Genomic DNA, 18309 nt, shown 5'->3' on the forward strand with positions numbered 1-18309 from the left:
GTGATCGACTGGTGGCTGTGTCCGGACCCACCTTCGCGCGCGCACGCTCCGGACTTCGGCAGCTCATCCCGCCCACGCCGTTGTCCCGCCGATTGTCGCTGCAGTCGTTGCTGTTCGCGACCGGCGAGGGGACGTTCCTCACCGGCAGCGCGGTCTTCTTCACCCAGGTGGTCGGCCTGTCCGCGGCCCAGGTCGGCCTGGGCCTGACCGTGGCGGGGGTCGTGTCGTTCGTCGTCGCCTACCCGGCCGGGCGGCTGGTCGACGTGCTCGGACCGAAGCGGATGTGGTCGCTCGGCGCACTGCTCGGCGCGCTGATGTTCGGGCTGTGGCCGTTCATGAGCGGCTTCGCGCCATACCTGCTGATGGTGGTGATGTTCGAGATCATCGGCAATGCCGGCGGTGCCGGGCGCAACGCCTACATCCTCGACGTCATGCCCGAGGCCGAGCGCGTCGAGACCCAGGCGTACATGTATTCCTCGCTCAACGTCGGCTTCACCCTGGGCGCGATCATCGGCGGCGTTGCGCTGGCCTTCGACAATCTGACGGTGATGCGGTGGTTGCCGCTGCTGACGCTGGCCATCGGGCTGCTCAACGCCTATTGGATCGCGCGACTGCCGCGCGCCTCGCATGACGAGCGCGTCGCCGAGCGGGCGAAGCGGGAAAAGGCCGAGCGACGCCGCCGCGAGCGGATCCCGGGCAAAGGACCGCTCCGCAATGCCGGCTGGATGGCGCTCAGCTTCTTCTCCGGGACGATGTTCACCAACCAGGTGCTGCTCAACGTGGTCATCCCGTTGTGGCTGGTGGAGGAGACCGACTCCCCACACTGGCTGCTCGCCTGGCTCTTCGGGACCAACACGGTGCTGTGCATCTTCCTGCCGGCATACACCTCGCGCGGTGTGCGCACCGTGGACCACGCCATCCGGGCCGTGTGGATCTCCAGCGGGTTCTTCGTCGCGTCCTGCCTGATCACCATGGTCACCCACAGCACGGCGGGCCTGGTCACCGTCTTCCTGGTGTGGCTCGGCCACGTCGCGGTCACCGGCGCGGAGCTGGCCAACTCGGCCGGCAACTTCGCCTTCTCCGCCCTCCTGATGGACCCGCGTCGCCGTGGCGAATACGGCGGTGTCGCAGAGGTGTTCGGCACTCTCGGCGGCCGATGGGCGCCGGCCGCCTTCACCTTCCTGGCCCTCAGCTGGAGCGGACCCGGCTGGCTGGTGATCGCCGCGATCGTGGTGTTCGCCGCGCTCGGCACCGGCCCGGCGGCGCATGCGGCGGAGCGGTTCATGCAGCGCGAGGGACCGGTGGGCACACCGGTCGTCGTGGCTGCCACCGACGGTCCCCTCGTCGACTGACCTCGGATCCTGCCGCCCGCCGAGGAAGCCGTCACCGGCGCCCCCGCCGGGATGCGCGAAGATGGCAGGCGTGAATCCTTCCGTTGCGATTGCGACCGTGCTGCTCGACGAGCTCATCCGGCAGGGCGTACGCGAGGTCGTGCTGGCGCCGGGATCGCGCTCCGCGCCGCTGGCGTATGCCGCGGAGGCGGCCGAGCGGGCCGGTCGCATCCGGCTGCACGTGCGCGTGGACGAGCGGTCGGCGGCATACCTCGCACTGGGGCTGGCCAAGACGTCGCGTATGCCGGTGCCGGTCATCACCACGAGCGGCACCGCGGTGGCCAACCTGCACCCCGCCGTGCTGGAGGCGTCCCACGGTTACGTCCCGATGATCCTGCTGACCGCCGACCGGCCGCAGGAGTTGCGCGGCACCGGCGCCAACCAGACCACCGACCAGGTCAAGATCTTCGGCTCCACGACCCGCTGGTTCCACGAGTTCGGCACCCCCGAGCGCCGCGCCGGGCAACAGGCCATCTGGCGATCGGTGATCGGGCGCGCGGTGGCCGAGTCGCGCGGCTACCCGTCCGGCGACCCCGGCCCGGTGCACCTCAACGTGCCGCTGCGCGAACCGCTCGTGCCGGACGCGCTCGACGAGACCGACGCCGACTGGCCGGAGAGCCTGTCCGGCCGCCCGCACGGCGAGGCCTGGCTGCGGCTGCGGCAGCCGGACTCCCATCCGCGCGGAGTCGTGACCGGGCCCGGCATCGCGCCGGTGCCGCGGACGCTCGTGCTGCTCGGCGACCTGCCGGCCCCGCACCACTCGTCAGAGCTGGCCGAGCTCGCCGACGCCGCCGGCTGGCCGATCATGGCCGAGCCGTTCGGTGCCTACCGGCGGGGGCGCGTGACGCCCAACGGGCCGCTGCTGCTGCGCGCCCACGACTGGGTGGACAAGCATCTGCCGGAGCGGGTGCTGATCGGCGGTCGGGTCACGCTCGACCGGGAAGTCGCCCGGCTGCTGCGCAATCCCGCCGTGACCGTCGAGGCGGTCACCCCGCTGACCTCCTGGGCCGACCCCGGCCATGTCGTGCGCCGGGTGCACGACTGGGACGACATCGAGCGCAGCCACCAGGCGGTGTCCTCCTGCGTCGACCGTGCCTGGGCCTCCACGTGGCGGACGGCGGGGCAGGTGGTCGCCGCCGCGGCCGTGCCACTCATCGAGGGGAGCTGGCCGAGCGGACCGGCGATCGCCCGGACGGTCGTGCACCACCTGCCCGCCGAGTCGGGACTGTATGTCGGATCCTCCAACACCGCCCGGGACGTCGACCTGGCCCGCGACCCGCGCGAGATCATGGACGGCGTGGTCGCCGTGGGCAACCGCGGCCTCTCCGGCATCGACGGTGTGCTGTCCTCGGCAATCGGCTTCGCGCTCTCCCGGGCGCCGCATCCGAGCTTCGCGCTGATGGGTGACCTGACCTTCCTGCACGACGTCAACGCGCTGCTGATCGGGCCGCACGAGCCGCGGCCGGACCTGACGATCGTCGTGATGAACGACAACGGCGGCGGCATTTTCGGCACGCTCGAACCGGGTCGTGAGGCGCTGGCCGGCCCCTACGAGCGGATCTTCGCCACACCGACGAACACCAACCTCAGCGAGATGTGCGCCGCCCACCACATCGACCACGAGTATGTCGCCCAGGCCGAGGTCCTCGCTGACCGGATTTCTCGGCCGGGCAAGGGAATACGGGTGTGCGAGGTGCCGATCGACCGAGCCGGCCAGCGGGAGTTCCGCGCCGAGCTGGCTGCTGCGGCGACCGCCGCACTCGGCGCATCGACGTCGCCGCGGTAGACCGCGTCAGATCGCGGCTGGACCCCGTTACGCCTCAACGCCGAGAGGCTTAGAAAACGTCGAAAGGCTCAGACAATCGAGGGTCCCGCCGGGTGTATTCCTGAGCCTGTCGGTCGTATCTGAGCCTCTCGGCACGAAGGTCGGGGTCAGTTCTCGTGGGCAATGCCCCAGGACGCTGACCACCTGTCGCCCGGCTCGAGCACGACGAGTGACTCACCGGTGGCGAACGCATTGGCCGGGCAGGACATCGGCTCGACGGCGACGCCGGTATGACGGGCGCGGTCCGCGGGCAGCGAGTCGCCGGTGAACATCTGGGTGTAAGGGAACGAATCCGCTTCTCCCCACAGCGTCGTCGATCGGTTGCCGCTGCTCACGCTGACCCGCCACCGACCGTCGTCCCCGGCCCGGAGATCGGTGAAGGCGGTGTCCAGCTGCGTCTCAGCGATCGGGCGCGGGTCGCGGAAGTCGTACGCCGTGCCGTCCACCGGCTGCGACCCGGTCGGGATCAGCTGCTCGTCCACGGTGAGATAGCTGTTCCCCGGCACGCAGAGGGTGAGTTCGTCGACCGAGTCCTCACCGACGGTGAGATAGGGGTGTGCGCCGAAACCGAACGGCACGGCAACCGATCCCGCGTTGGTCGCCGACGGTGTCACGGTCAGCCCCTCGTCGCCGAGTGCATAACGCACCGCGAGGTCGACGATGCCGTCCCAACCAGGACAGGGCATGAGCCGAAAGCCCACGACCAGAGTGGAATCCGTGCGCTCGATCAGTGACCACTGCTGCCAGCGGACCAGGCCGTGCGTCGCGTTGTGGCGGGCCGGCTCGGTCAACGACAGCTGCTGCGACTTGTCGTTGAACGTGTATTTGCCGTCGCGGATGCGGTTGGGCCACGGCATCAGCAGCTCGCCACGTCCGGCATCGGCTCTGGCATCGGCGGGGTAGCCGTGCAGCACCGGGCGGCCGCCCGCGTCATACGACCGGATGCCGCCGCCGACGCCGACGACCGTCAGGCGCTGCTCGCCGTGGTTGATCTCCCACTGCTCGCCCGATGGCGGGATGCGTTGTGTGTCAGTCATTGGCGAGGAGTTTAGTGGCCGCTTCACGCATCTCGACCTTGCGGATCTTGCCGGTGACCGTCATCGGGAACTCGTCGGTGACGTGGACGTAGCGGGGGATCTTGTAGTGCGCCAGCCGGCCCTCGCAGAACTCGCGGATGTCGTCGGCGTTCAGCGGATCCTCCCCCGAGCGCATGATGATCCACGCCATCAGCTCCTCGCCGTACTTCTCGTCCAGAACGCCGATGACCTGCACGTCGGCGATCTTCGGGTGGGTGTAGAGGAACTCCTCCACCTCACGCGGGTAGATGTTCTCCCCGCCCCGGATCACCAGGTCCTTCATGCGGCCGACGACGTTGACGTAACCGTCGTCGTCCATCGTCGCCAGGTCACCGGTGTGCATCCAGCGCGCCGCATCGATCGCCTCAGCCGTCTTGTCGGGTTGCTCCCAGTAGCCGAGCATCACACTGTAACCGCGTGTGCACAGCTCACCAGTGGTCCCCCCGCGGTGCGGTCAATCCCGTTGCAGGGTCGACGATCTTCACCTCGAGGTGCGGCATCACCTGACCCACCGTCTCGGTCCGGCGCGCCAGGTTGTCGTCCTCGCGCGTCATCGTCGACACCGGCGAGGTCTCGGTCATGCCGTAGCAGATGGCGACCTCGCTCATGTTCATCTCGGCGATGACCCGCTTCATCACCTCGACCGGGCACGGCGAGCCGGCCATGATGCCGGTGCGCAGCGTGCTCAGGTCGAAGCTCTCCTCCCCCTCGTCAATGAGCGCGAGCTCGGCGATGAACATCGTCGGCACGCCGTAGAGCGACGTACAGCCTTCCTCTGCAACGGCTTTCAGCGTCGCGGCCGGCTCGAAGGACGGCGCCGGGATCACCGTGCACGCGCCGTGCGACGTCGCCGCCAGGTTGCCCATCACCATGCCGAAACAGTGGTAGAACGGCACCGGCAGACAGATGCGGTCCTGCTCGGTGTAGTTGACCAGCTCGCCGACGAAGTAGCCGTTGTTGAGGATGTTGTGGTGCGAGAGCGTGGCGCCCTTGGGAAATCCCGTTGTGCCTGAAGTGTATTGAATGTTGATCGGGTCGTCGGCTGACAACCCGGCAGAGCGCTGCTCCACCTGCTCGGCGGCCACGTCCGCGGCGCCGGCAACGAGCTCGTCCCAGCTCGGGTCGCCGATGAAGACCACGTCGGTCAAGGCGCGGCACTCGCCGCGCACCTGTTCGACCATCGAGCGGTAGTCCGAGCTCTTGTGGGTCTGGGCGCTGACCAGCATCCGCATGCCGGACTGGTTGACGACATAGGACAGCTCGTGGGAGCGGTATGCCGGATTGACGCACACCATGATCGCGCCGATGCGCGCCGTCGCGTATTGCACCAGGGTCCACTCCGGGCAGTTCGGCGACCAGATGCCGACCCGGTCACCCTTGTCGATGCCGGCCGCGATCAGCCCGCGGGCCACTTCGTCGACGGCGGCGTCGAATTCGGCGTAGGTCCACCGGCGGCCGCTCGTCATGTCGACCATCGCGTCGCGCTCCGCGAAGCGCTCCACGGTGCGCCGCAGGTTGTCGCCGATCGTGTCGCCGAGCAGCGGCATACTCGACGTGCCACTGCTGTATGACGGGTGACTGCTCGCGGGCATCGGAACCTCCTGCGGATGGCGATGTGTTGTCTCTCACATTAGGTCAGCGCCGCGGGAGGCCGCACCCGTCCGACCTCGGCAGCACCATGCCGGGACTTATCCTTGGTCGGTGCCGAGATCCGCGCGCAGCTTCGCCGACGACATCCGGGCGCGCAGCGACGACCAGCTGCGCGCGCTGCTTGCTGCACGGCCCGACCTGACCCGTCCGGTCCCCGCGGATCTCAGCGCGCTCGCCGCACGCGCCGGCACACGCGGCAGTGTGCAGCGCGCCCTGGACCACCTGCCCGCGGATCAGCTGCGGGTGCTCGAGGCCGTGCTCGTGGGCGGCCCGGACGACGCCGCGACCCTCCTCGGGGCACCGAAACGCATTGTGCAGGCGATCCTCCGCGCGCTCTGGGACCAGGCGCTGCTGTGGCGCAGCCCCGAGGGCTTTCGAGCCGCCCGCGCCGCGTCCGAGGTCATCGGCGCACCCGCACGCCTGGGACCGACCAGCCACGAACTCGGTGTGCCCGACCGCAGTGCGGACGCGCCCACGGCATACGAAAACCTCAGTGCCGCAGCGAAAGCGGCGATCGACCGGCTGCGTTGGCAACATCCGCGGGCGAGCTTCGAGGGCACGTCCGCCAACGCTGTGCTCGGCGAACTCGTCGACGCCGGCCTCGTGGTGCGGACCGAGGACGGCGGCATCGTGCCGCGCGAGGTCGGTCTGGCGCTCCGCGGCGGCCGGCTCTACGAGGACGGCATCACGGCACCCGCGCCGCCGACGCATCGCCTGCTCGCCCATGACGTCGACGCCGACGCCGCGCGGGCCGGCCTCGACGTCCTCTGGCATGTCCAGGCGCTCGTTCGGCTCTGGGACCAGACGCCGCCGCGTGTGTTGCGGTCCGGCGGCTTGAGCGTTCGGGACCACCGCGCTGCGGCGAGTGCACTCGACATCGACCTCGAATTCGCAGCGTTCGTCATCGAATTGGCGTATGTCGCCGGGCTGGTCGCCAATGATGGCGACTTCGAGCCGAGCTGGCTGCCCACCTCCGGGTATGACGACTGGGTCGACCGTGATCCGGCCGCCCGGTGGGCCGCACTGGCGACGGCGTGGTGGACCAGCACCCGTGCGCCGTTCCTCGCCGGGGCCAGCACCGCGCAGGGAACCGTCAACGTGCTGAGCACCGAGGTGTCCTGGCCGATGATGCGGGCACGTCGGCACGACGTGGTGCAGATCCTGGCCGACGTCGAGCCGGGCCTCGCCGTGCCGGTGGAGTATGTCGATGCCGTGCTGCACTGGCGGCGTCCGCTGCGGCTGCCGCCGGGAGCACCGACCCGCGCGGCGGAGGTGCTGCGGGAGGCCGCCTGGCTGGGCGTCACCGGCCGCGGTGTGCTGTCCGCACCCGGAGGTGCCCTGCTCAGCGATCGTGACGTCGCCGGGACGATGCGGGCTGCGCTGCCGGCACCGGTCGATCACCTGCTGCTGCAAGCGGATCTGACCGCTGTGGCACCTGGACCGCTCACCGACGAGCTCGGCAACCTCATGCAGGTCGCTGCGGACGTCGAGTCCCGCGGCGGGGCGACGGTCTACCGGTTCACCGAGGGAAGCATCCGCCGAGCGCTGGACTCGGGCCGGTCCGCGACCGAGCTGCTCGAGCGGCTGACCGTCGCCAGCCCCACGCCGGTACCGCAACCACTGGACTACCTGATCGGCGACGTCGCCCGCCGTCATGGGCAGACCAGGGTCGGCACCGCCGGTTGCTACTTGCGCAATGACGACGTGGCGACCCTCGACGCGATGAGCAGCGATCGCAACCTGTCCGCGCTGCAGCTGCGCAAGATCGCTCCCACGGTCGTCGTGTCACCAGCCCACCCGGCCACGGTGCTGGAAATGCTGCGGCAGCATGGTTATTCGCCGGTTGCCGAGGGGCAGGACGGGCACGTGGTGCACGTCGGACACGACCGGCCGCGGGCTGTGGCCACTCGGTTCAGCGACGCGCCGACCCTCAGCACGGTCACCGAGGAGACGCTCGACCAGGTCGTCGCGCATCTGCGGCGTGGCGAGACGGCGTCGGCGGCGCGATCGGCATCCACCGCCGGCCCACGGATCCCGTCCACCGACCCGACGGTCACCCTGGCGATGCTGCACGACGCCGCCGCGGACCGAGCACCGGTGTGGATCGGCTTCTCCGACGTCGACGGCGAGTTGCACCGCGCACTCTTCCGCCCGCACCGCGTCGACGGCGGCCGGGTCACCGGCGTCGTGGGCGAGGGCGACCAGATGCGCACGTTCTCGATCCACCGCATCTCCGGCGTCGTCCCGGTCTGACGCGCCATCCCGCGGCGGCTCAGGTCCGGTCGATGAGGAGGCCGGGCGCGGATGCGGCCGGGGTCGTCAGACCTCGTGGCCGGCTTCGCGGGCGACGTCGAGGATCGGGCGTCCGGCAGTCCAGAGGGCCTCGAAGGCGTAGCTCAACGACGTGGCGAGGTCGGGGTGTTCGACCAGCACGTTGGTCGCCGTGAGTCCACCCGCCACCGGATCAGTGAGCGAGAAGAGAGCGTGCGTCCCGTCGACGAGACAGAGCTTCATCGGCACCGACTCGACCACCCGTCCGCGCTCCCCCGCCGCATCGAATTGCGCGATCTCCGCGATGGATTCGGCCGAGTCGAGGATGTCGGCTTCATAACAGCACCGCACGTCACCGCCGGCCCGAGTGATCCGTCGCGTCGCCTCCAGTCCGACGGTGTTGTCCTCCACGACGTAGGGGCGCCGGGTGAAGAGCAGCATCGACTTGGTCGCCCGCCGCTGCAGCTCGACGAACCGCGCGCCCAGACTCGCGGGGTCCCGCAGGAACTCGACGAACGCGAGCGGCGCCTGCTCCTGCTGTCCGCTGTTCCACAGTCCGGCGAGCGCTTCGGACGCGGTGTCCGCATTGCGGGTCAGCACGCTGAACCGCTCCCGATGCTCGGCGATCAGCCCGGCGATCGCCACTCGCGGATCGGTGGCCGCGAACGACACCACGTCGCCGCTCACCGGCCGGGCGAGCCCGCGCTGCACCAGCCCGTCGACGACGTCGTAGATGCGTTGCCGCGGAATCACCGCGCGACGGGCCAACTCCACTGCCGTCGACGAATTGCGTTGCACGAGCACGGCATACGCCTTGGCTTCGTATGACGTGAGGCCGAGATCGCGCAGAACACGGCGGATCTCGTCGAGCTCAACGGCCATGGAACGCACCATGACGACGCGGGGAGCGTTGACGAAACTCTTGACAGACCATTGCCAATCCTTGACCCCGTGCGGGGGAACGTCGCGAGTAGCTTCGCACATTGTCACCACCGGGGAGTGGTGACAATCTGAATATAACCTGAAAGGACATCGGATGTCGTCATCAACGCGACGTGGGCCACGGCGAAAAGCCGCTGGCGTCGCACTCCTGGGGGTTGTCGCCGCACTGCCTCTCGCCATGACCGGCGGGATGGCATACGCACACCCGCTGCACGGCACTGCCGCGCACCAGGCGCACGGGACGGCGAAGCACACTTCGCCGTCGTCGACCATGACCGGCACCCCGATCAAGGGTGCGGTCAAGGTGGAGCACACCTGCTCCCAGTCGGTCAAGAAGGGCTTCGCGACCTGCTTCGCCCTGAAGCAGACCAACCCGGTGGAGCCGAACAAGATCGTCCCGCACGCGGTCACTCCGAACGCCACGCCGTCCGGTTACGGTCCGAGCGACATCCAGTCGGCATACAACCTGCCGAGCAGCACCGCGGGCTCCGGCACGACTGTCGCGATCGTCGACGCGTATGACGACCCGAACGCCGAGTCCGACCTCGCGGCGTACCGCAGCCAGTACGGCCTGCCGTCGTGCACCACGGCCAACGGCTGCTTCACCAAGCTGAACCAGTCCGGTCAGCAGGGCAGCTATCCCACGGCCGACAGTGGCTGGGCGGGCGAGATCTCGCTGGACCTCGACGCGGTCAGCGCCGCCTGCCCGGCGTGCAAGATCATGCTGGTCGAGGCCAACTCCGCGAGCATGGCCGACCTCGGCAGCTCGGTGAACACGGCGGTGGCCAAGGGCGCGAAGTACGTCTCCAACAGCTACGGCGGCTCGGAGGACAGCAGCGCCACCACCGCTGACACCAACTACTTCAAGCACTCGGGTGTCTTCATCACTGCCAGCGCAGGTGACAGCGACTACGGCGCCGAATACCCGGCGACGTCGGCATACGTCACGGCCGTCGGCGGCACCTCCCTCAGCCGGGCCAGTGGCACCAGCCGTGGCTGGACCGAATCCGTCTGGAAGACAAGCAGTTCCGAGGGCACCGGCTCCGGTTGCTCGGCATACGTCAGCAAGCCGTCGTTCCAGACGGGCGTCAGCACCAGCTGCAGCAAGCGCGCCGAGGCCGACGTGTCGATGGACGCCGACCCGGCCACCGGACTCGCGGTCTACCAGACCTACGGCGGCAGCGGCTGGAGCGTGTATGGCGGCACCAGCCTCGCCTCCCCGCTGCTCGCGGCAACCGCCGCGCTCGCAGGTGCGGCCGGCAACTCGACCTACGGCAACGACCTGTCCTACTCGCACACCAGCAATTTCAACGACGTGACGAGCGGCAACAACGGCAGCTGCGGCACGGTCCTGTGCACCGCGGGTCCCGGCTGGGACGGTCCGACCGGCAACGGCACGCCGAACGGTGTGGCCGGTTTCGGCGCCGGCACCACCTCCGGCGTGACGGTCACCAACCCGGGCAGCAAGAGCAGCGCGGTCAACACCGCGGTCTCGCTGCAGCTCGCGGCGAGCGGCGGCACCGCGCCATACACCTGGAGCGCGAGCGGCCTGCCGACCGGTCTGTCGATCAGCAGCTCCGGGCTGATCACCGGCACGCCGACCACCGCGGGCACCTACTCGGTCACCGCCACCGCGAAGGACTCGGCCGGCAAGACCGGCTCCACCACCTTCAGCTGGACGATCACGAGTGGCAGCGGCGGCTCGTGCTCCGGCCAGCTGGTGAAGAACCCCGGCTTCGAGTCGGGCGCCACGAGCTGGACGCAGAGCAACAGCGACATCATCGGCCAGTGGGGTTCCTACGAGCCGACGCACTCCGGCTCGTATGACGCCTGGCTCGACGGCTACGGCCAGGCGCACACCGACACGCTGTCACAGAGCATCACGATCCCCTCAGGTTGCTCCGCATCGCTCGCGTTCTACCTGCACATCGACACCGACGAGTACGGCTCCACGCCGTACGACATCTTGAAGGTGCAGGCAAACGGCACCACGCTGGCGAGCTACTCCAACGCCAACGCGGCCAGCGGCTACACCAAGCACACGATCGACCTGTCGGCATACGCCGGCAAGACCGTGACGCTGACGTTCACCGGCACCGAGGACTCGTCCCTGCAGACCTCGTTCGTGCTGGACGACGTCACGACAACCCTGTCGTGACACCGTGACTCCGTAACTCGGGTTTTCCCTTTGCCGAGAGGCTCACACAAGGCCGAGAGGCTCACACAAGGCCGAGAGGCTCAGTGAAACCGGCCAATCCGGGCCGGATTACTGAGCCTCTCGGTGCGTTTCTGAGCCTGTCGAGCAGAGGGCTCACCAGTCGTCAGAAGATCCGGACCTGGTCCTCCTCGGCGAGGTACATACCGTCCTCCTCCGAAACACCGAACGCCTCAGCGAATTCGCGCAGGTTACGGGCGACGTTGGCGCGTGCGTCGGCCGGCGAGTGCGGGTCGATGGTCAGCAACCGCTTCGCCTCCGCCTCCCGCGCCTTGGCGCACCAGACCTGTGCCCAGCCGAGGAAGAAGCGCTGCTCCGGCGTGAAACCGTCCAGCTCCGGCGACTCCTGCTGCTCCCGAGAGATCTGGAACGCCTTGTAGCCGATCGTGAGACCACCGAGGTCACCGATGTTCTCGCCGATGGTCAGCGCACCGTTGATCTTGTTGCCCGGGGCGTCACGTCCCTCCAGACCGTTGAACTGCTCGATCAGCTTCTGCGACAACGCATCGAAGCGCTGCCGGTCCTCGTCGGTCCACCAGTCGACGAGGTTGCCGTCGCCGTCGTAGCGCGAGCCCTGGTCGTCGAAGCCGTGGCCGATCTCGTGGCCGATCACACCGCCGATGCCGCCGTAGTTGACCGCGTCCTCGGCATCGACGTCGAAGAACGGCGGCTGCAGGATCGCGGCCGGGAAGACGATCTCGTTCATGACCGGCATGTAGTAGGCATTCACGGTCTGCGGCGTCATGAACCACTCGTTGCGGTCCACCTCGTCGCCGACCCGACGCAACATCCGGTCGACTTCCCACGCGCTGGCGGCAGCGATGTTGCCGATGAGGTCATCGGGCCGGATCTCGATGGACGAGTAGTCCTTCCACTCCTGGGGGTAGCCGATCTTGGGCGTGAACTTCCCGAGCTTGTCCAGCGCCTTCGCCCGGGTGGTCTCGCCCATCCAGGGCAGCGTGTCGAAGTCACGGCGGTAGGCCTCCACCAGATTGGCCACCAGCTTCTCCATCCGCTCCTTCGCGTGTGGCGGGAAGTGGCGCTCGACATACAGTTGGCCGGCGGCGTCCCCGATCAGCGACTCGACGAGCGCGACACCACGCTTCCATCGCTCGCGGTTCTCCGGTATGCCGGACAGCGTCCGCCCGGCGAAGTCGAAGCGCTCGTCGACCATCGCTTGGTGGAGGTATGGCGCCCGGTCCGACACCAGCCGCCAGGTGAGCCAGGCCTTCCACGACTCGAGTGGCTCCTCGCGCAGTGCGTCGGCGAAACCGCCGAGGAAGGAAGGCTGTTCGACGTTTACCGGGTCCAGGATCCGCGCCTCGCCACCGACACCCTCCAGCCAGGCGTCCCAGTCGACGCCGGGCGTCAGCTGCTCCAGCTCCGAACGCGACAGCTTGTTGTACGTCTTGACCGCGTCCCGCGCGGCCACCCGGTCCCAGTGCGACTTGGCGATGCGCGTCTCCAGCGCCATGATCGTGTCGGCCTGCGACCCGTCGAGTCCGGCGAGGTCGAGCAGCCGGCCGATGTGCGTGACATACTTCTCCCGCACCTCGGCGTGCTCGTCGTCGCGGTAGTAGGACTCGTCGGGCAGACCGATGCCGGCCTGCATGACATAGAGAATGTTGTGCGCTGAATCCTTCGCATCGGCAATCGAATAGAAGTTGATGAAGGTGTCGACCCCGCGGCGGCTGAGTTGACCACACACGCGCAGCAGGTCGGAGGTGGACGCGACGCCGTCGATCAGGGCGAGGTCGTCCGCGAGCGCGCCGGCGCCGAGCTGCTCGATGCGCTCGGTGTCCATGAACGCGGCGAAGAGATCACCCACCTGGCGTCGCGGCGTCCCCGGCTCGGAGTTGGCAGCCGCTGCTTCCTCGATCAGCGCGTGGACGGCCTCCTCGGCAGCTTCCCGCAGCTTGTCGAAAGTGCCGTAACGCCCTCGGTCGGAGGGAATTTCGTTCGCATTGATCCATCCTCCGTTGACGTGGCCGAACAGGTCGTCCTGCGGCCGGACACTCTGGTCGAAATTGTCGGTGATGACACCGGACTTCATCTGTGCACTCCTCATCGCTCGATCGCCCTGGGCCTGTCACCCATCGTCGCATTCTGTGATCCAGCACACGTACAGCGGCCCGGCAACGACGAATGGATCTACGTCGACGCGCTGCAGCAGGGGACCGAGTTCATGTATCGAGTCTTCGACCGGATTGCCGACGTTAGCCTGGCGGCATGGCTGACACACCCGACGGACGCGGCACCCTCGACTGGCACCCCGCCACCGAACGGATCGAGTTGCTCGGTGCACCGGTCGCGGCGGCGCTCGCGTCGGCGCCCGGCCTGGAGGTCAGCGCGATCGACCCGACGCTCGCGGACACCGCGGAGTTCTGCGCGGCATACGGTGTGGCACCGGAGTTGTCGGCCAACTGCGTCGTGGTCGCCGGCCGCCGTGGCGAGCTCACCCGGTATGCCGCGGTCCTCGTCCTCGCCACCACGCGGGCGGACGTCAACAAGGCGGTGCGCAAGTTCCTCGACGTGCGTCGCTGCTCGTTCGCGCCGATGGAGGACGCAGTCCGGCTCAGCGGCATGGAGTACGGCGGCATCACACCGATCGGCCTGCCCCCGGACTGGTCGGTGCTGGTCGACGAGCGGGTCGCAGCGGCGCCCGCCGAGGTCGTGATCGGCTCCGGTCTGCGCCGGAGCAAGTGCCTGGTGCCACCGGCGGAGCTGGCCGCGCTCCCCACCGCACACGTCGGCACCTTCGCCGGCTGAGCCGGCCACCCGGAAGATCTGACCGATCCCGGTCGTTACGGTTAATCGGCAACTTTCTCGAAAGGACACACCTGAGTGACCGACGGACCGCTGATCGTCCAGAGCGACAAGACCGTGCTGCTGGAGGTCGACCACCCCTTGGCGACGGAGGCACGCCGCGCGATCGCACCGTTCGCCGAGCTGGAGCGCGCGCCGGAGCACATGCACACCTACCGGGTGACCCCGCTCGGTCTGTGGAACGCCCGCGCCGCCGGCCACGACGCCGAGCAGGTGGTGGACGCATTGATCCGCTACAGCCGCTACCCGGTCCCCAACCCACTGCTCATCGACATCGCCGAGACCATGGACCGCTATGGGCGCCTACGGCTCACCAAGGACGACGACGGGCGGCTGGTGCTCACCACGACGGACACCGCGGTCCTCGCAGAAGTCTTGCGGCACAAGAAGATCGCGCCGATGGTCGGGGAACGGCTCGACGATTCCCGGGTCCTCGTGCACCCGTCGGAGCGGGGCGCCATCAAGCAGCAGCTGATCAAGGTCGGCTGGCCCGCCGAGGACGACGCGGGGTACGTCGACGGCGAGGCGCACCCGATCGCGCTCAGCGAGGACGGCTGGTCGCTGCGCCCTTACCAGCAGCAGGCCGTCGACGGCTTCTGGCACGGCGGGTCCGGAGTCGTCGTACTCCCCTGCGGCGCAGGCAAAACGCTCGTCGGCGCGGGCGCGATGGCGGAGGCCAAGGCCACCACGCTCATCCTGGTGACCAACACCGTCTCGGCTCGCCAGTGGCGCGACGAGCTGCTCGCGCGGACCACCCTCACCGAGGACGAGATCGGCGAATACTCCGGCGCTCGCAAGGAGATCCGGCCGGTCACCATCGCCACCTACCAGGTGCTCACGCACAAGCGCAAAGGCGTCTTCCCGCACCTGGAGCTGCTGGACGCCCGTGACTGGGGCCTCATCCTGTATGACGAGGTGCATCTCCTTCCCGCGCCGATCTTCCGGATGACGGCCGACCTGCAGGCGCGGCGCCGCCTCGGGCTGACAGCGACGCTGGTGCGCGAGGACGGCCGCGAGTCGGACGTCTTCTCGCTCATCGGCCCCAAGCGGTATGACGCGCCCTGGAAGGACATCGAGTCGCAGGGCTACATCGCACCCGCCGACTGCGTCGAGGTCCGCGTCACGCTCTCCGACAGCGACCGGATGGTCTACGCGACCACCGAACCGGACGACCGCTACCGGTTCGCATCGTGTGCTCCGGTGAAGGAGTCGATCGTCGAGGAACTCGTCCGGCAGCACGACGGCCAGCCGACGCTCGTGATCGGCCAGTATCTCGACCAGCTCGAGGCGCTGGCCGAGCGGCTCGGCGCCGATCTGATCACCGGCGAGACACGAGTTTCCCAGCGGCAGAAGCTCTTTCAGCAGTTCCGGGACGGTGAGATCAACAAGCTGGTCGTCAGTAAGGTGGCCAACTTCTCGATCGACCTGCCCGAGGCGAGCGTCGCGATCCAGGTGTCCGGCACGTTCGGGTCCCGGCAGGAGGAGGCGCAGCGGCTCGGCCGGGTGCTCCGACCAAAGGGTGACGGGCGCACCGCGCACTTCTACACCGTGGTCACCCGCGACACGGTGGACGCCGAATTCGCCGCGCACCGGCAGCGGTTCCTCGCCGAGCAGGGCTACGCCTACCGGATCGTCGACGCGGGCGACATACGGGCGGCGGATTGACTTCAGCCTAGGGCAGTACTTCGAAGTGCCCGCCCGCCAACGGCCGAACCGCTCGGAAGTGACGATGATCGAGCGTCGCGATCTTCTTGGTCCGGTACCGATCGGCCAATAACACGTTCGACGCGTCTGCCACACCGATGCCGAGATCGGCATACATCTCGACGATCTCAACGATGCGCGACAGTTCAGACGGCGCGATTGCGGCGAGTTCCCACGCACCACTCGAGAGCTCTCGAAGTGCGAGTACTTCCTCACGCACGCCAATCCGAGTCGCCACGAGGTAGTCGAGTTCGGCAACGATGTATGGAGACACGATCAGTGGCGCGTCTGCCGCTTCGACCGCGCGGACCACGGCAGCGTGGTCCGGCTCGCTGGAGTCGAAATAGGCCAGCAGGGCGCTGGTATCGACGATCACCTCTCGCCGAATCCTCGAAGGTGCTCATCTGCCTCGCGGGCGGTGTTTCCTGCGCTCGCGAACAGCGCCGAGTGCGGCCTGGGACGTGCGTCGAACAAGCCTTCGGACAATGTCGTCCGGATTACCTCGGCCTCGGAGGTGCCACGGCGAGCCGCCTCCGCGCGGATGACCTTCTTGAGTTCATCCGGCAGGTACAGCGTCGTCTTTGTCGTCATGACACATATGGTACCGCCGGTGGTACTCAGAACAGCGTGGTGAGGATGTCCTGGACCGGCGCGATCGCGAAGTAGATGACGAACAGCCCGGCAATCAGCCACATCAGCGGCGGCACCTGAGCGATCCGGCCGCGGGCGATCTTCACCACGACGAACGCGATGCAGCCGGCGCCGATGCCGACGGTGATCGAGTAGGCGAACGGCATGAGCACGATCGTGAGGAACGCCGGGATGGCGATGTCCCAGTCGTGCCAGTCGATCCCGCCGACCTGTTGCATCATCAGGAAGCCGACCAGCACCAGGGCCGGGGTCGCGGCCTCGTAGGGCACGACCTCGACGAGCGGCGACAGGAACGTCGAGACCAGGAACAGCACGCCGGTGACGATCGCCGCGAACCCGGTGCGGGCACCCTCGCTGACGCCGGCGGACGACTCGATGTAGCCGGTGTTGGAGCTGACCGAGGCGAAGCCACCGGCGGCCGCGGCCAGGGAGTCGACGACCAGGATCTTCTGCGCGTCGGCCGGCGTGCCCGTCTTGTCGAGCAGGTCGGCCTTGCTGCCGATGGCGACCATGGTGCCCATCGTGTCGAAGAAGTCCGCCAGCACCAGCGAGAAGATGAGCAGCAGCGCGGTGATCACGCTGATCTTGCCGAACGACCCGAAAAGGCTGATGTGGCCGACCAGTCCGAAGTCGGGGCCGGCGATCCAGTGCGACGGCAGCTTCGGGACATTGAGGCCCCAGCCGGTCGGATTCGTTCTGCTCTGCGCGCCCTCGTGGCCGACGGACTCCACGATGATCGCGAGCACCGTCGTCGCCAGTATGGCGATCAGTATGGCTCCCTTGAGTTTTCGCACGTAGAGGCCGATGACGAGGATGAGACCGATGCAGAAAACGAGCAGCGGCCAGCCGTTCAGTTGACCGTCGATCCCCAACTGCACCGGGGTCCCGGCGCCGGCCCGGATGAAACCGGAGTCGAAGAACGCGACGAAGGTGATGAACAGGCCGATGCCCACACTGATCGCCGTTTTCATCGGTGGCGGCAACGCCTTGAACGCCGCGACCCGAAAGCCGGACAGCACGAGCACCAGCATCACGATGCCCTCCAGGACGACCAGCCCCATCGCATCCGCCCACGTCATGCCGGGTAACGCGGCGATGGAGAACGTCACAAAAGCGTTGAGCCCCAAGCCTGTTGCGATCGCCATCGGGTAGTTGGCGATCGCGCCCATCAGGATCGTCATGATCCCGGCGACCAGCGACGTGGCCGCGGCCACCTTCGCCAGGTGCGGGTCTGTGCCGCCGCCGAGCACGTGTCCGCGGCCGCCGTCGTCGCGGACAGTGCCGATGATCAACGGATTCAGCACGATGATGTACGCCATCGCGAAGAACGTCACGAAACCACCGCGAATCTCGCGTGCGATGGTGGAGCCCCGCTCGGTGATCCGGAAGAAGCGATCGACGGCGTTCGGGGCAACGGCGGGTGTCGTCATGGGCATGAGCGTAGGGCCACCGCCCGCTCGGCCCGCGCACGACTACGCTGATCTCCGTGAACGATTCGCGCCCCGACGAGTCCGCCGAGTTGAGCGCCGACGACCTGCTGCCGGTGAAGGTCGACGTGCTGCGGGTTCTCGAGATCGGCATCGTGTGCTGGGTGATCGCGCTGGTGCTGACGCTCGTCATACCGGCCTTGCACGGCGACGGACGCGACTGGTGGCCGTGGACCTGCGTGTCGGCCATCGTCGGCGGCACGATCGGCTGGGTCTACGTCCGCCGCGGACGCGGCAACGCCGCCGCCGCATAACTCGACTTTCCTCAGCA

At 68.3% G+C, this 18309-nt stretch carries 13 protein-coding genes and 1 pseudogene; 7 read left to right on the top strand and 7 right to left on the bottom strand.

From position 1 onward, the window contains the following. Positions 1-17 precede the first annotated feature (17 nt). Positions 18-1352, top strand: a complete 1335-nt coding sequence (locus ACN8HC_RS07875) for an MFS transporter (RefSeq protein WP_490074277.1) — start codon at positions 18-20, stop codon at positions 1350-1352. Positions 1353-1413: 61 nt separating this feature from the next. Then, positions 1414-3177, top strand: coding sequence for a 2-succinyl-5-enolpyruvyl-6-hydroxy-3-cyclohexene-1-carboxylic-acid synthase (menD, locus tag ACN8HC_RS07880; RefSeq protein WP_490074278.1), 1764 nt, complete (start codon positions 1414-1416; stop codon positions 3175-3177). Between the two features lie 146 nt (positions 3178-3323). Here menD and ACN8HC_RS07885 read toward each other — a convergent pair whose 3' ends face one another. Continuing rightward, positions 3324-4253: an aldose 1-epimerase family protein gene (locus ACN8HC_RS07885; RefSeq protein WP_490074279.1), complete on the bottom strand. Its 930-nt coding sequence runs from the start codon at positions 4251-4253 to the stop codon at positions 3324-3326. Further along, a pseudogene (locus ACN8HC_RS07890) lies at positions 4246-5884 on the bottom strand (AMP-binding protein). The gene ACN8HC_RS07885 and the pseudogene ACN8HC_RS07890 overlap by 8 nt, the downstream one beginning before the upstream one ends. Positions 5885-5993: 109 nt before the next feature. Here ACN8HC_RS07890 and ACN8HC_RS07895 point away from each other — a divergent pair. After that, the gene (locus tag ACN8HC_RS07895) at positions 5994-8195 is read left to right on the top strand and encodes a helicase-associated domain-containing protein (protein ID WP_490074280.1); all 2202 of its coding nucleotides are present in this window, start codon (positions 5994-5996) and stop codon (positions 8193-8195) included. Positions 8196-8261: 66 nt separating this feature from the next. On the opposite strand, the gene ACN8HC_RS07900 is transcribed toward ACN8HC_RS07895, so the two are convergent. Beyond that, positions 8262-9095: a TrmB family transcriptional regulator gene (locus ACN8HC_RS07900; RefSeq protein ID WP_490074281.1), complete on the bottom strand. Its 834-nt coding sequence runs from the start codon at positions 9093-9095 to the stop codon at positions 8262-8264. Between the two features lie 238 nt (positions 9096-9333). Between ACN8HC_RS07900 and ACN8HC_RS07905 the strand changes: the two genes are divergently transcribed. Next, positions 9334-11313, top strand: a complete 1980-nt coding sequence (locus ACN8HC_RS07905; protein WP_490074282.1) for a putative Ig domain-containing protein — start codon at positions 9334-9336, stop codon at positions 11311-11313. Between the two features lie 163 nt (positions 11314-11476). On the opposite strand, the gene ACN8HC_RS07910 is transcribed toward ACN8HC_RS07905, so the two are convergent. Then, positions 11477-13423: a M13 family metallopeptidase gene (locus ACN8HC_RS07910; protein ID WP_490074283.1), complete on the bottom strand. Its 1947-nt coding sequence runs from the start codon at positions 13421-13423 to the stop codon at positions 11477-11479. 176 nt (positions 13424-13599) lie between these two features. On the opposite strand from ACN8HC_RS07910, the gene ACN8HC_RS07915 reads away from it, so the two are divergent. Next, positions 13600-14139 (top strand): YbaK/EbsC family protein, encoded by a 540-nt coding sequence (locus ACN8HC_RS07915; protein ID WP_490074284.1) that lies wholly within the window; start codon positions 13600-13602, stop codon positions 14137-14139. Between the two features lie 75 nt (positions 14140-14214). After that, positions 14215-15861, top strand: coding sequence for a DNA repair helicase XPB (locus tag ACN8HC_RS07920; protein WP_490074285.1), 1647 nt, complete (start codon positions 14215-14217; stop codon positions 15859-15861). A 7-nt stretch (positions 15862-15868) separates the two neighbouring features. Here the strand turns inward: ACN8HC_RS07920 and ACN8HC_RS07925 are convergent, their stop codons facing one another. From ACN8HC_RS07925 to ACN8HC_RS07935, 3 genes are read right to left on the bottom strand one after another with little or no spacing between them, the layout of a single operon-like run. Beyond that, positions 15869-16276: a PIN domain-containing protein gene (locus ACN8HC_RS07925; protein WP_490074286.1), complete on the bottom strand. Its 408-nt coding sequence runs from the start codon at positions 16274-16276 to the stop codon at positions 15869-15871. Next, positions 16273-16491, bottom strand: a complete 219-nt coding sequence (locus tag ACN8HC_RS07930) for a ribbon-helix-helix domain-containing protein (RefSeq protein ID WP_490074287.1) — start codon at positions 16489-16491, stop codon at positions 16273-16275. Before ACN8HC_RS07930 ends, ACN8HC_RS07925 begins: the two co-directional genes overlap by 4 nt. 26 nt (positions 16492-16517) lie before the next feature. Then, positions 16518-17987, bottom strand: coding sequence for an NCS2 family permease (locus tag ACN8HC_RS07935; RefSeq protein ID WP_490074288.1), 1470 nt, complete (start codon positions 17985-17987; stop codon positions 16518-16520). A gap of 50 nt (positions 17988-18037) precedes the next feature. Here ACN8HC_RS07935 and ACN8HC_RS07940 point away from each other — a divergent pair, with 50 nt between their 5' ends. Next, on the top strand, positions 18038-18292 hold the full coding sequence (locus ACN8HC_RS07940) for a DUF2530 domain-containing protein (protein ID WP_490074289.1): 255 nt from the start codon (positions 18038-18040) through the stop codon (positions 18290-18292). Positions 18293-18309: the final 17 nt, after the last annotated feature.

Source organism: Flexivirga sp. YIM B11880, assembly GCF_058148645.1.